This window comes from Hymenobacter taeanensis (genome assembly GCF_013137895.1).
In the GTDB taxonomy this organism is placed as follows: domain Bacteria; phylum Bacteroidota; class Bacteroidia; order Cytophagales; family Hymenobacteraceae; genus Hymenobacter; species Hymenobacter taeanensis.
The window spans coordinates 4,390,631-4,403,178 of sequence record NZ_CP053538.1 but is presented as its reverse complement, the minus strand read 5'-3'; the positions used below and the strand labels follow the sequence as shown (position 1 = coordinate 4,403,178).

Sequence of the window (12,548 nt, the reverse complement as noted above, 5' to 3'; positions counted from 1 at the left end):
GGCAAAAAAAGAACGGCCCTGGAGCCGTTCTTTTTTCATTTGTCAGCAGACTTAAATTAAGCAATGCGAGCTTCTACATCGGCTAGTACGCGGCCGCAGTGCTCACACACAATAATTTTCTTGTGGGCAATAATGTCGGCCTGGCGCTGCGGGGGAACCGTGTTAAAGCAGCCACCGCAGGCATCACGCTTTACCGTTACCACGGCCAAGCCGTTGCGTACGTTGCCACGGATACGAGTGTAGGCCATCAACAAGCGCTCTTCTACGGGCTTTACAGCACCTTCGCGCTCATCCATGAGCTTCTTCTCATCGGCTTCACTTTCACCTACAATAACGTCGAGCTCACTTTTCTTATTGGTGAGGTCTTTCTTACGCTCTTCCAGGCGCTGCTTGGTGCCAGCAATGTCGTTGTTTTTCAGCTCAATCTGGTATTGAGCTTCTTTGATCTTTTTCTCAGAAATCTGGATTTCCAGCTTCTGCAGCTCAATTTCCTTGGCAATAGCCTCGTATTCGCGGTTGTTGCGGACGTTCTGCTGCTGGTCTTCGTAGCGCTTAATGAGGCCGTCGGCATCCTTGGCGTTCTGCTTGCGCTGCTTGATTTGCTCATTGAGCCCGGCGATTTCCTCGTCGAACTTGCTCACGCGCACCTCATAGCCGGCAATTTCGTCCTCCAGGTCACGAACCTCTTCTGGCAAGTCGCCACGCACGCGCCGGATTTCGTCGAGCTGCGAGTCGATGCGCTGTAAATTCAGAAGAGCTTCCAGCTTGCTGGCAACGGGATTTTCCGCGGAGGGATTAGAAATCATAACGGACGGGGTTGGTAAGGGTCTCAGCAGTTAAGAGCGCAAAAGTACTCCCAAAGTTATCGGTAAGCAAATCCCGGAAGATTTCCCCCGTGAATTGCTCGCTCTCGAAGTGGCCTACGTCGCAGAGCATCAGGCGGCCTTCGGCGCCAAAGTATTCGTGGTATTTCAGGTCGCCGGTGACGTAGGCCTGCGCACCGGCTGCGCGCGCCTTTCCAATCAGGAAGCTGCCGGCCCCGCCGCACAGAGCCACGCGCCGGATGGGCTTTTCATACTCGGTGTGCTTTACTACTGGCACTCCTAGGGCCTCGCGCAGGCGACGGCGGAACTCCTGGGGGCTCAGCTCGGCGGGTAAGTCGCCTACCATGCCAGAACCTACATCTTGGTGCGTATTTTCCAGCTTGATAAGCTCGTAGGCCACTTCCTCATAGGGGTGTGCCTGCCGTAAGGCCTGCAGCACCGTAGCCTGTAAGTGTAAAGGCAGCAAGACTTCCACACGCTCCTCACGAGTAGCTTCAGGCTGCAGGGGCATACCAATATGGGGGTGAGTTCCAGCCCCCGGCGTGAAGGTGCCGGTGCCTTCCATCCGGAAACTGCACTCAGAGTACTCGCCCACTTGCCCAGCCCCAGCCTGATACAGCGCCTGTAGAACGGCCTCTGTGTGCGTGGGCGGTACATAGGTAATGAGCTTGCCCAACGTGCCCGACTTAGGATCGAGAATCTGCAGGTTCTGCAAGCCTAGCTTGCTGGCCAGCTTGCGGTTGACGCCTTGTAGTACGTTATCGAGGTTGGTGTGAGCAGCATAAATGGCCACATCATTTTTGATGGCTTTGATAATGGTCTGCTCTACTTCGTTGGCACCGGTGAGGCGTTTTAAGGGCTTAAATACCACGGGGTGGTGGGCCACCACCACGTTGCAGCCGCGGCGCAGCGCTTCCTCTACCACGGCTGGAGTGCAATCTAGGGCAATGAGTACGCCGCGCACTTCCATGCGTGGGTCGCCGCACTGCAGGCCGGCGTTGTCGTAGGATTCCTGATAGGCCAGGGGGGCGGCGCGTTCGAGCACGCGAGCCAAGTCTTGAACGGTTACGGACATAGTATTGCAAGGTACGTTAGGTCAGCAAGCTGTTTTTGCTCTGGCGAAGTTTCTGAGAGTAGCCCAGGCCATTTGGTAGTATCTACAGCACTCTGGTAGCGGGCTGGCTTTTGCTAGCAGCTAGTAAGGAGAGGAGCTTACCTGATGCGGTTAACTCACTAGGTCACCTAATACCTGCACGTAATGGGCTACATTGTCAGCCAGCGCCCGGCGCTTGTATTGCATAAGATACCTGGGGTGGTCTAGCACATGAATATGTTCAAAAAGCTGTAGCTCATCGTTTAGTCTGCGGAAGTACTTGCCATTACGCTGACCCAGGCACACGGCCGCATGCCGCGCCACGCCCACATTCTCCACCAGTAGTCGCACCGACAGCTGAATATCCGGCCACAAGGCTGTCGTTACGGCCGAAGAATCATAGAAATTATAGTTCAGGCCTTGGCGGAGTAACACCAAAGGATATAGGGAGCCAAGAAAGAAGTGCTGGTAAAAGGTCGCCGGGCCGCCCAGGGCCAGTACTACTGCCTGCACAAACTCGCTGGAAGGCTCACGGCGGCGCGGCAAGTCGTTTTCAATGCCCCAGGCCGCCAGCGCAGTAGGGTCAGTGAAGGCTACACCCGTGCGGCCATTGCCCAACCTGCCTGGGTTGATGCCCAGCAACGCCACTCGAGGCTGGTCGCCGGTGTAATACTGCTGCGCAAACTGCGTGAGCAACTCCCGCGGCGTACTATCTTGGTATGGGTTGTAGGCCACTACTTCTTCCGGTAGAGGCGGTGGAGAGGGGAATTCCGTCAAAAATTGCAGCAGACGATCAGCAAACATACAGTAGGACAAACTGGCCAATTGCTTGTACGAGCAAATTGTACGAGCAAAATCGGGCAAAGCTTATTTGTAGGCCAGTTGATTCTGTATGACTGGGTTATCATAGGTGCTCCCGAATTGGCTTTATGATACCTCCTTCAACGGCCCGGCTACTGCGGTAGCAAGGATAATTCAGGCGCTGAATGGGCCGTGCAGGGCTTCAAAGGTCTGTTTTTTCTGGTTGAGTGGCCTAGGCTCAGCTGGTCGCTTTCCCAGATATGTAGGGGCACACCGTCTGAAGCTAGCGGCAACCCGCTATTTTTGCGCCTCCTCAACTTAGCCACTGCCCGTGCCATCCTTGCTTACCGTGTTGTTACTGCCCCTAAGCTGGCTTTACGCCGGTGTAATGGCTGTGCGCAACATGTTCTACCGCTTGGGCCTGAACTCCTCCGTATCATTTCCGGAGGTGCCGGTCATAAATGTTGGGAATCTGCGGGTGGGCGGTACCGGCAAAACGCCTCACGTAGCGCACCTTATCACGGCACTACAGCAGCTTGGTCAGTCACCGGCCATGCTGAGCCGGGGGTACGGCCGGCGCACCCGCGGCTATCGGTTCGCAACGCCCGCTGATACCGCCGCTACCATCGGCGACGAGCCACTGCAGCAATACCAGCAGTTTAACGGGGCAGTGCCCGTAGCGGTGTGCGAAGACCGGGTGGCCGGAATCCGTCAGCTGCTCTCCAGTGCTCCGGCTACCTCGGTAGTGGTCTTAGATGATGCCTATCAGCATCGGCGGGTGCAGCCAAACCTCAATATTTTACTCACGGAGCAGGAAAGACCATTTTTTGAGGATTGGGTATTGCCTGCGGGGCGGTTGCGGGAAAGCCGGGTCGGGGCTGTGCGCGCCGATTTAGTTGTGGTTACGAAGTGCAACCCACTGCTTTCTGATGCCCGCCGCCAAGACATCACGCGCCGCATCCGGGGGTATGCTAAGCCCGCCGTGCCTGTGCTGTTCTCAACCTATACTTACGGAGCCCCCGTGCCTATTGGAGCAGTTCAGCAGCCTATAGGGCCAGAAGTACTTCTGCTAACAGGCATTGCGCAGCCCGAGCCCTTGCGGCAGTACCTGGAAACTGCGGGCTACCGGGTAATACACCACGCTCGTTTTGCTGACCATCATGCATTCACGGAAGCAGAAGTTGCTGCCGTAGCTGCGCAATTAGCGCCCGGCCAGAGCGTTTTCACCACGCAGAAAGACGCTGCTCGCTTGCTAGCGCCCGCTCTGGCAGGTGTTGTCAAGCAATTGCCCGTATTTTACCTTCCTATTACTGTCCGGTTTCTGGCCGACGGCGATGCCCGCCTGCTGGAGCTTCTGATGCCCTACTTTCAGCCCCACGCTGTTGTCTGATTTATCACTGATTCCGCACTCCCGGGCTACTGTGCCCACATATTGGCTACGCCTCTTGCTGCTGGCGCTTCTGTTGCTGGGGGGCGTGCCCGCGCTACTGCCCGGCGCCCGGGCCCAGATAGTTGATGACTCCACTAAAAATCGGTACGGCGCCCGCACTACCTTCATTCTGCGCGAGGCAGACATGATGCGAGGCGACACAGTGGGCCGCATAATTGACACCACCCTCACGCGCTTGCCTCAACGGCGCTACTGGGTGCATGACTCAGCTTTCTACCAGGACCTAGGCAACTTCGGCACTGCTTCGCGGCACTTGCTCTTGCAGCCTAACACGGAGATAGGCGCCCGTTTGGGCCGTAACGTCTTCGACCGTTACGTCCGCAATCCTTCTACCATTGCCTATTACGATACCCGCTCGCCGTACACGTTTTTCCGCTTTCATCAAGGAAACCCCTTCGAACAGATATTTGAGTTAGGCTATACCCGCAGCCTCAAAAAAGACCTGAACGTGGGGTTTGCCTATGAGCGCTTCGGCTCAAACAAGGCATTGGCCGTTACTAACACTCGGGCGGGCCAGGTAGAGCACACCAACTTTCTGCTGTTTGTGCGCTATCAGACCCCCGACGACCGCTACCACCTCATGGCCAACTTCACTACTGCTCGTCACCGGGCTATAGAACAGGGAGGCATTGCCCCTTTAGCTTCTGATACTATTGAGGGTAGTGATGGAAAAGTAGACCTCACGCAACTGTTTGATTACCAGCGAGAGGAGGTTAGGCTGAGCGGGGCTAGCAACCGCGACGACCGTGACCAGGTGCACTTGGCCCACACCTACCGCTTGCTGGGCCGGGGCCTCACTGCCTACCACATGGCAGACTGGACCCGGAGGCAGAACAAATATTTCGATGATCAGCTTATCAATACTACCACGGGCGAATTTCGCTATGATGTGCGCCGACTCAGCAATACCATCACCGATGACCGCGCCGATTTCCGGCAAGTAGAGAATACGCTAGGGGTAATGGGCAATTCCCCGGCGGTGGCCTACCGCCTCTACGGTAAACACCGGACTTACTCCCTGGAGTCTCGGTCGCGCGTAGGCAGTAACACCGTAACGGTGGAGAAGTTAAACTATAAAATGGGAGTTAACACCCAGTACTTCTTAGGTGGAACGGCTAGTTTCCGCTATAAAGAATTCGCCATCGAGACTTCAGGAGAGGTGAAAGTGCCAGAGCAGTTTAAGGAGCTGATTCATATTACTAAAACAGAGTACATACTCCGCGGCGCAACTAGTTTCGGGCCAGTGCAGGTTGATGCCCTACTCACCAGCTACTCGCCTACTCTAACTGAGCAACGGTTTGTAGGAAACCACGCCATCTGGGAGAATACGGGCTTCAGTAATACGCAAGTGCAGCAGGTACGAGGGGTAGTGAACCGGGCATTTGGCAACCAGCATCTCCAGCTTGTTGGCGCCCTGGCCAATATTACCAACCTGGTGTACTATAATGAGCAAGCTGTGCCGGCCCAGTTAGGATCTGGCCGCCAAGTGTATAGCCTGACGGCGCAGCACAAATTCAATGTAGGCCACCTCTTTTTTGATAACCTGGCTACCTACACAGAGGTAACAGGGGGTACCGAAGGATTGCGCTTTCCCCGGCTGGTAGGAGAGTCGCGGTTGTATTATCAGGGCTATGTGTTCAAGAAGGCTTTGTTCGGGCAGTTTGGGGTGCAAACGTATTTCCAGTCGCGCTGGAAGCCTTACGATTATAGCCCGAGTACTCAACAGTTCTTCTTTCAGGACCACTTTACCGTACGCAATACGCCCATTGCTGACGTGTTTGTCAGCGCTGATATCAAAACAGTGAGCGTGTTCTTTAAGATGGCCTACGTAAACCAGTTTCTGCCACAGTCGGGCTACTTTACCACGCCTTATTATACGGGCCTGCCTCGCCGTCTGCAGTTTGGTATCCGGTGGCAGTTCTTTAATTAACCCATGTTTGTCTCCCACTGACAGTTGGTCAGATACCTCAATCAACTAGCAGTAGGCCACAACTAGTCATACTTCTTTTGCCATGCAACCTGAAGGAAAAGAAAAAACCATTCTGAAGCTGAAGCTAAACACCGATCCGCGGTGGGTTGATATTGCCAGCAAGAACATCGAAGACATTCTCGTCGACCATGCGTATTGCGAGCAGAAGGCCGCCAGTACGGGCATCAGCCTAATAGTTAAGTACCCCGAGAAAACCCGCCTGGTAGATGAGCTCACGCTTCTGGTTGCTGAAGAATGGGCGCACTTTGAGCGGGTATTACTGGAGCTCCGCAAGCGCGGTCATGAGTTGGGCAAGCCCCGGCGCGATGAGTACGTGGTGCAGCTCATGACCCATATCCGGAAGGGTGGGGCTCGTGAGCGGCAGTTGATGGATACGCTGCTGGTAAGTGCTCTGATAGAAGCTCGTAGCTGCGAGCGGTTCAAGCTTTTGTGGAAGCACATTCCAGACCCCGAGCTATCAAAGTTTTATTATGAGCTGATGGTGTCAGAAGCAGGCCACTTCGTGAGTTACGTTGATCTTGCTAAAGAATATTGCGACCCCAAGGAGGTGGAAATACGCCTGCAGGAATTACTCAAGATTGAGGGCGACATTGTAACTAATCTGCCCGTTCGCGACGACCGAATGCACTAAACCGCTTCTCCTAATACCACGTCGGCCCCGGCTCTGCATCTAGTTCATAGGGCAGGTCCGGGGCCGACGTGGTATTAGGAGAAGCGGTTTAGTTTGCCGGCTGGCCTACCAGGCCAGTTGGGGTTACTTCTTGCTGCTGCCGGGAGTTGAGAAGCCCGGCTGGTACGCTTAACTCACCCGTTTGGAAATCCAGCAGTCCGTTGCGCTCATCCTCAATATTGGTGGCTTGGGTGTACACGTCGCCGGCAATATCACGCTGCCGGAGCTCTTGTTTGTAAGCACGGATATTAGCAGCTCGTGCTTCTGCATCCTGGGGGCCGCCGTAATCAGGGAAGCCGAACCCACCCCACTCGCTCACGAGCAATGGCACCTGCCGCCGGTAGAAAAATGGGTCGCCAACCACAAGAGGGAAGGCCGCAGTACCCTCCATTTCCCCTTGCACCAAACGGTCCAGCAATTCCCGCCAGCGGCCTAAGTCTGGGGTATACAGGTGAGCCGTGAGCAAATCTGACTTCAAACGACCCTCCCAGGAAATATGGTGCCAGCCATCGTTATCTACCACCAGAAACTGCGGATACTTGATCTGCATATAGTGGTACATATCAACAATATACTGGCGCGTTTCTTTGTTGGTCGCAATGTCCTGCGCGCCCCAGTCTTCGTTGTATAAGCTCCAGATTACTACCGAAGGGTGGGTCTCAATCAGCTCCACCATCCGGAGCAGCTCAGCGCGGTGGTTGGCCCGGCTGCGGGCCGTGGAGCTATGCGGGCTGGGTACTTCCACCCACAGCAGGAGGCCTAGCCTATCGGCCAGGTTATAAATCCTTGGGTCAACGCCCGCAATATGCACCCTTACCAAGTTGCAGCCCAGCTCCTTCATGGCGTACATGTGGCGCTTGGTTTCCTCATAGGTGGCCGTACCTGGCTGGTACAAAATACCATCTAAATAAGTGGGCTCGTTGTTGAGATAAATGAATCGACCTCGGGCTTCAATCTTCCGCAACCCGAAGTGAGCTTCAATTTTTGCCTCATATCCTTCAGCATCAATTAACTGAGCCTCCAGGCGGTACAATTGCGGTGATTCCGGTGACCACAGCCGGGCATCCGGAACCTCCAGCACCACGCGCTGGTGCGTTTGCCCGGCTGGCAGCTGCAGCGGAAAATCAGAAGCAGCCAGCGGAGCAGATCCGGGCTCAGCCCCCCGCTCACACACCCTAATGCGTATGGTATAGGCCCCCGGATCGTGAATGCGCAGGGTTAAGTTAAAGCGGACCAGATGGTCTTCCACAATACTTACCACGCCCACCCGGGAACGGAGGCGGTTGCGCTCCACCATCTCCAGCCACACGCTACGCACTGCTCCCGTGTAGGTCTGGTACCAGATGCCGCCCCGCTTGTATACATGAGACTCCTGCTTACCACGTGGCGTTTCCGCGTCCATGGTATCAGCAATACGCACTGTGAGGCGGTTGTTTACGTGCAAGAGTTCCTCCGGTAGCTCGTAGGAGAAAGACGTGTACTCCCCGTAGTGTACTTCCTCGCCCTCAATGGTGCTGAGCAGCGTGCCATTAAGCCATACGCGTGTTTCATAGCCGCATGCCCCAAACGTGATCTGGAGCATTGACCGGGCCTCTTGTTGGTCGAAGTCTGGTAGGGTAAACTCCCGTTCATACCATACCACTACTTTATCATGCCAGCTAGTGGGTGTGCAAAGTCCCTTCGCCTCCGCAATATGTTCTTCTACTGAGCCTGGCCATTGGGCGGTTTGCTCATAGGTGTGGCCTAGGGCCCAGTCTTGCGCAATGCCAACGTCTTCGTTGTCAACTGCAAAGCGCCACTCACCGTCAAGCAGTAAGTAATTGTTCATGCGCAATACAGCGCGGGGCAGGGGGTTGGCTATGGGCTCAGCAGCTGGCACATGTTCGGATGTGCTAGTTGATAAGCCATAGTTGGGATGATCAGCGTTCATGCAGAGCAAGGCTTTCGTGACGGTATCCTGGGATAGGGGAGTAGGCCTGCTAACGTTGTCTGGAGCAGTGGCCTACGGTGGTTTCAGATGTTAACGTATTTCTTGAGCTATTGGATAATCAAGCCGCTGACAACATCTAAAATGCTGTAGCATAAGCAGCCTAGTAGAGCTTACAACAGGGATATTGCGCAGAGGTATACGCCACACTAGCAATACCTTGCTATATTAGCAGGCGTGCTTACCCGTGCTTTCGATGAAAAAACTGCTACTTCTCTTTCTGCTTAGCGCTCCAGCATTGGCCGTTGGGCAGGCAGCCACACCTGTCAACACCATTAACTTCTGCGGTACTGATTTCACTGCGCCCACCGCCTGCGCCCCCGACTCAAAGTACAGTGTGCGCTGCGAGGGCTACCAGCTGACCTGGATGTACCTAGACTACAAAATGCTCACAGACTTTCCGGAGCAATTTGTACGGCAGATTGAAAAGAAACACAAACACACCGAGCGCCAGGCGCTGGAGTGTATGATTATGGGCCAGCCCGCCAAAGGGTTTCGCGTGAGCTACCCAACTGAATCTGGCATGACCTATGAGCTCATTGCGTATGGTGTAGCTAAAGGCCAACCCGTTATGGTGGAGTTGACTATGGATATGGATCCGGAAAAGACAACCGACCTGCCGGAAATGCCCCGCCAGATTATTCAGCTTTCTAAATAGCAGTTCACAAAAAAGCCCCAACTATATGCAGTTGGGGCTTTTTTTAATGACCGGCTACTGGAGAGTGGCCTAGGTTTTCTGTTTCTTCTTTTTCGCGGCTGGAAACAGAATGTTATTTAAAATCAAGCGGTAGCCAGGTGAGTTGGGGTGTAAGGCCAAGTCAGTGGGTTCCTCTTCCACTAAGTGCTGATAGTCCTCAGGGTCGTGGCCACCGTAAAATGTCCAGGTGCCTTTGCCCAGAGTGCCGTGCATGTAGCGCACCTCGCCCGAGGCCTTGTTCTCACCCATCGTAACGACATCAGGCTTGATGAGCGACTTGCGGAACGCCGTGGTCTGACCCATAAATCCTTTAATAGTACGCTCATGGTTTTGCGTGAGCATGGTCGGGACCGGATCGTACTTTGCTGAGAAAGTGAAGAGCTGGAAATAGTCGTTGTCCTCGTACACACCTCGTTCAGCGGGTTGCATGTCGATGTTAGAATATTCGTACTCCAGTGGGTCGCGCTCTAACCTAAAGTTTTGGAAGGCCAAAGTGCGGTTGTAATTGAGCTTCTGCTGGGCCTGGGGGTCAGCGGGGTCGCCATCATACATTTCGGCCACCATATCCACGCCTAGGCCTGCCAGGGCAATATCATATGAGTCGGTGGCAGAGCACATGGCAAACATAAAGCCGCCACCAGCAATAAATTCCTGCATTTTAACCGTTACAGCTCCCTTCATCTGGCTCACCTTCGCAAAACCGTTGCGCTTGGCTGTGGCCTCAGCATCGCGTTGCTGCTGCTGATACCAGGGCCGGAAGCGGTAGTTACGGTAAAATTTGCCGTATTCCCCCGTGAAGTCTTCGTGGTGCAGGTGCAACCAATCATACTTCGGCAGGTCGCCGCGCAATACCTCGTCATCGTAAATCTGGGTGTAAGGAATTTCAGCGTAGGTAAGCACCATGGTTACGGCGTCATCCCAAGGCTGCTTGCCTTTAGGAGTGTACACCGCAATCTTGGGCACCTTTTCCAGCTTCATTACATCCATATTGGCGTTCGGGTCGGCTATTTCAGAAAGGATGCTCGTGTACTGCGCCTCGCTGATAACCTGATAGGTGACCCCCCGTACCGCCAGCTCATTTTCTGCGCCCGGCACTACGTCACAGGCAAAAGAGCCCCCCTGGTAATTAAGTAGCCAATCTACTTCTACCTGCTTGCCCAGAAGCCAGTAGGCCACTCCGTACGCCTTCAGGTGCTCCTTCTGGGTAGCATCCATCGGGATGAGTATATGGTTGGCGCTGGTTACTGCTGGCAGGCCAAAATAGCCTGCCAGCAGCAATACCGCAAACAAACGCGAGCGTAGCATAGGAATTCTGATGTAAACAATGAGGGCAAGCTGCAGTAATAGAATTACTTGGCTTCCCAATGAGCAATGACTAAGCCAGTAGAGTCACGTCTTAACTTAAAGGTAACGAAACCGACTGGGAGTTTAGCACAAACCGGCTACCTTGCGGGGCTGCCTACTGCCACATAGTTGCCCTGGCCCAACCAATTGGATAAGGCAGCGGCCCTTGGCCCAACCACTTGCTATCGTTGCTATGCATCTGCTGGAAAATATCAAAGAAGCGTTCCGCTCTATTAATAGTAACCTCCTGCGCACCGTCCTGACGGCACTTATCGTGAGCATTGGTATCATGTCGTTGGTAGGAATTCTTACGGCTATTGATGCAATAAAGGCATCTCTGAACCAAACGTTTGCCAGCTTGGGGGCCAACTCGTTTGAGATTAAAGCTAAAGGCTACAACAATAGGTCGCGTCGTGGGGGAGTGCAACAGAAAACATATCCGGCCATTACCTACCTGCAGGCCCGGCAGTACAAGCGCCAGATTGGTGAGGAAGCCAAAGTGGGCATTTCCACCTTTATTGCTGGTACCGTAGAGGTGAAGGCCAATGGTGAGAAAACAAATCCCAACATGCAAGTAGTTGCCGGCGACGAAAACTACCTGCTCATTCAAAACTACAACCTGTCGGGAGGTCGTTCCTTTTCTAACACTGAACTGGAAAACGGCACCAACGTAGCTATTGTTGGTGCTGAGGTGAAAGACAAGCTCTTTCCTAATCAGAGCCCACTCGATAAATACATTTATATGCTAGGCCGCCGGTTTTTGGTGGTAGGCCAGTTAGAGAAAAGCGGTAGCACCATGGGTGGGGGAGGTGCCGACCGTCTCGTGCTCATTCCCCTGGAAACTGGTAATCAACTCCCACGACAGCGCGCCCTCACCTACGACATCAAGACTGCCACCCTTAACCCCTCTATGCTCAACTACATCACGGGAGAAGCTACCGGCATCATGCGTTCTGTGCGGCACGATGCGCTAGGCCAGGAGGAAAGCTTTGAGCTGGAGCGGAGTGACTCATTAGCCGGCAAGCTAGATTCGCTCTCGGGCAACCTCCGGATCGGCGGGTTTTTGGTTGGTTTTATTACACTGCTAGGTGCCAGCATTGCCCTCATGAATATCATGATGGTATCTGTAACGGAACGTACCCGCGAAATCGGGATTCGCAAGGCACTAGGTGCTACGTCAGTACAAATTCGTCAGCAGTTTCTCATCGAGGCCATTGTCATCTGCGTGATGGGGGGCACTTTGGGCATAGTCCTGGGCGTAGGTATGGGGAATGGCGTGTCTGCGCTTGTAGGCAGCGGCGCGTTTATTGTGCCGTGGCTGTGGATGACGGTAGGCCTGGTAATCTGCGTAACTGTAGGCCTCATCTCCGGATATTATCCTGCCAGTAAAGCCGCCGGCCTCGATCCAATTGAATCGTTACGTTATGAGTAGCGCAGCTCACGGGGATATTCAAGGGTAAAGACTTAGCGTATACTTTTTAGTACGCAAACTGGTGCTTGAACATGGCTTGCTAGGCCTCTAGAACAGCGTAGCATTTTCAAGTATAAGGAGGTGTACAAGCGTTTGCTGGCCAGTAGCAGACTGAATAGATGTGCTATATAGTTGATGAATTAGGTTGTATGAACAGGATTTATTCCCTCTCCTGACTGCTTAGTTGGGTTGAGGTAATAGCTCTTGCCTGTTGTAGCGAA

10 protein-coding genes are annotated in these 12,548 nt (G+C 54.0%); 5 read left to right on the top strand and 5 right to left on the bottom strand.

The annotated features are described in order from the left end of the window. Positions 1 to 56 precede the first annotated feature (56 nt). The 3 genes from HMJ29_RS18470 to HMJ29_RS18460 all read right to left on the bottom strand — a co-directional run bounded on the left by HMJ29_RS18470 (position 57) and on the right by HMJ29_RS18460 (position 2,721). Positions 57 to 806 (bottom strand): zinc ribbon domain-containing protein, encoded by a 750-nt coding sequence (locus HMJ29_RS18470; protein ID WP_171592875.1) that lies wholly within the window; start codon positions 804 to 806, stop codon positions 57 to 59. Next, the gene (locus HMJ29_RS18465; RefSeq protein WP_171592874.1) at positions 796 to 1,899 is read right to left on the bottom strand and encodes a Nif3-like dinuclear metal center hexameric protein; all 1,104 of its coding nucleotides are present in this window, start codon (positions 1,897 to 1,899) and stop codon (positions 796 to 798) included. The genes HMJ29_RS18470 and HMJ29_RS18465 overlap by 11 nt, the downstream gene beginning before the upstream one ends. Before the next feature lie 150 nt (positions 1,900 to 2,049). Then, positions 2,050 to 2,721 carry a uracil-DNA glycosylase family protein gene (locus tag HMJ29_RS18460; RefSeq protein WP_171592873.1) on the bottom strand — a complete coding sequence of 224 codons (672 nt, stop codon included), beginning with the start codon at positions 2,719 to 2,721 and terminating at the stop codon, positions 2,050 to 2,052. 328 nt (positions 2,722 to 3,049) lie between these two features. Between HMJ29_RS18460 and lpxK the strand changes: the two genes are divergently transcribed. From lpxK to HMJ29_RS18445, 3 genes are all read left to right on the top strand, one after another. After that, a complete protein-coding gene (lpxK, locus tag HMJ29_RS18455; protein ID WP_244679052.1) occupies positions 3,050 to 4,108 on the top strand; it encodes a tetraacyldisaccharide 4'-kinase in 1,059 nt (352 codons plus the stop codon). Beyond that, the gene (locus HMJ29_RS18450; RefSeq protein WP_171592872.1) at positions 4,101 to 6,098 is read left to right on the top strand and encodes a putative porin; all 1,998 of its coding nucleotides are present in this window, start codon (positions 4,101 to 4,103) and stop codon (positions 6,096 to 6,098) included. Before lpxK ends, HMJ29_RS18450 begins: the two co-directional genes overlap by 8 nt. A gap of 82 nt (positions 6,099 to 6,180) precedes the next feature. Continuing rightward, entirely contained in the window at positions 6,181 to 6,789 is a 609-nt protein-coding gene (locus HMJ29_RS18445) for a MiaE family protein (protein WP_171592871.1), read from the top strand. Positions 6,790 to 6,877: 88 nt separating this feature from the next. On the opposite strand, the gene HMJ29_RS18440 is transcribed toward HMJ29_RS18445, so the two are convergent. Continuing rightward, complete coding sequence (locus HMJ29_RS18440; RefSeq protein ID WP_171592870.1) at positions 6,878 to 8,758, bottom strand: glycoside hydrolase family 2 protein; 1,881 nt, start codon at positions 8,756 to 8,758, stop codon at positions 6,878 to 6,880. Positions 8,759 to 9,011: 253 nt separating this feature from the next. Between HMJ29_RS18440 and HMJ29_RS18435 the strand changes: the two genes are divergently transcribed. Continuing rightward, positions 9,012 to 9,473 (top strand): hypothetical protein, encoded by a 462-nt coding sequence (locus tag HMJ29_RS18435; protein ID WP_171592869.1) that lies wholly within the window; start codon positions 9,012 to 9,014, stop codon positions 9,471 to 9,473. A 69-nt stretch (positions 9,474 to 9,542) separates the two neighbouring features. Here the strand turns inward: HMJ29_RS18435 and HMJ29_RS18430 are convergent, their stop codons facing one another. Continuing rightward, positions 9,543 to 10,817 (bottom strand): asparagine synthetase B, encoded by a 1,275-nt coding sequence (locus tag HMJ29_RS18430; protein ID WP_216634069.1) that lies wholly within the window; start codon positions 10,815 to 10,817, stop codon positions 9,543 to 9,545. A 232-nt stretch (positions 10,818 to 11,049) separates the two neighbouring features. Here HMJ29_RS18430 and HMJ29_RS18425 point away from each other — a divergent pair, with 232 nt between their 5' ends. Next, positions 11,050 to 12,288, top strand: a complete 1,239-nt coding sequence (locus HMJ29_RS18425; RefSeq protein ID WP_171592868.1) for an ABC transporter permease — start codon at positions 11,050 to 11,052, stop codon at positions 12,286 to 12,288. Positions 12,289 to 12,548: the final 260 nt, after the last annotated feature.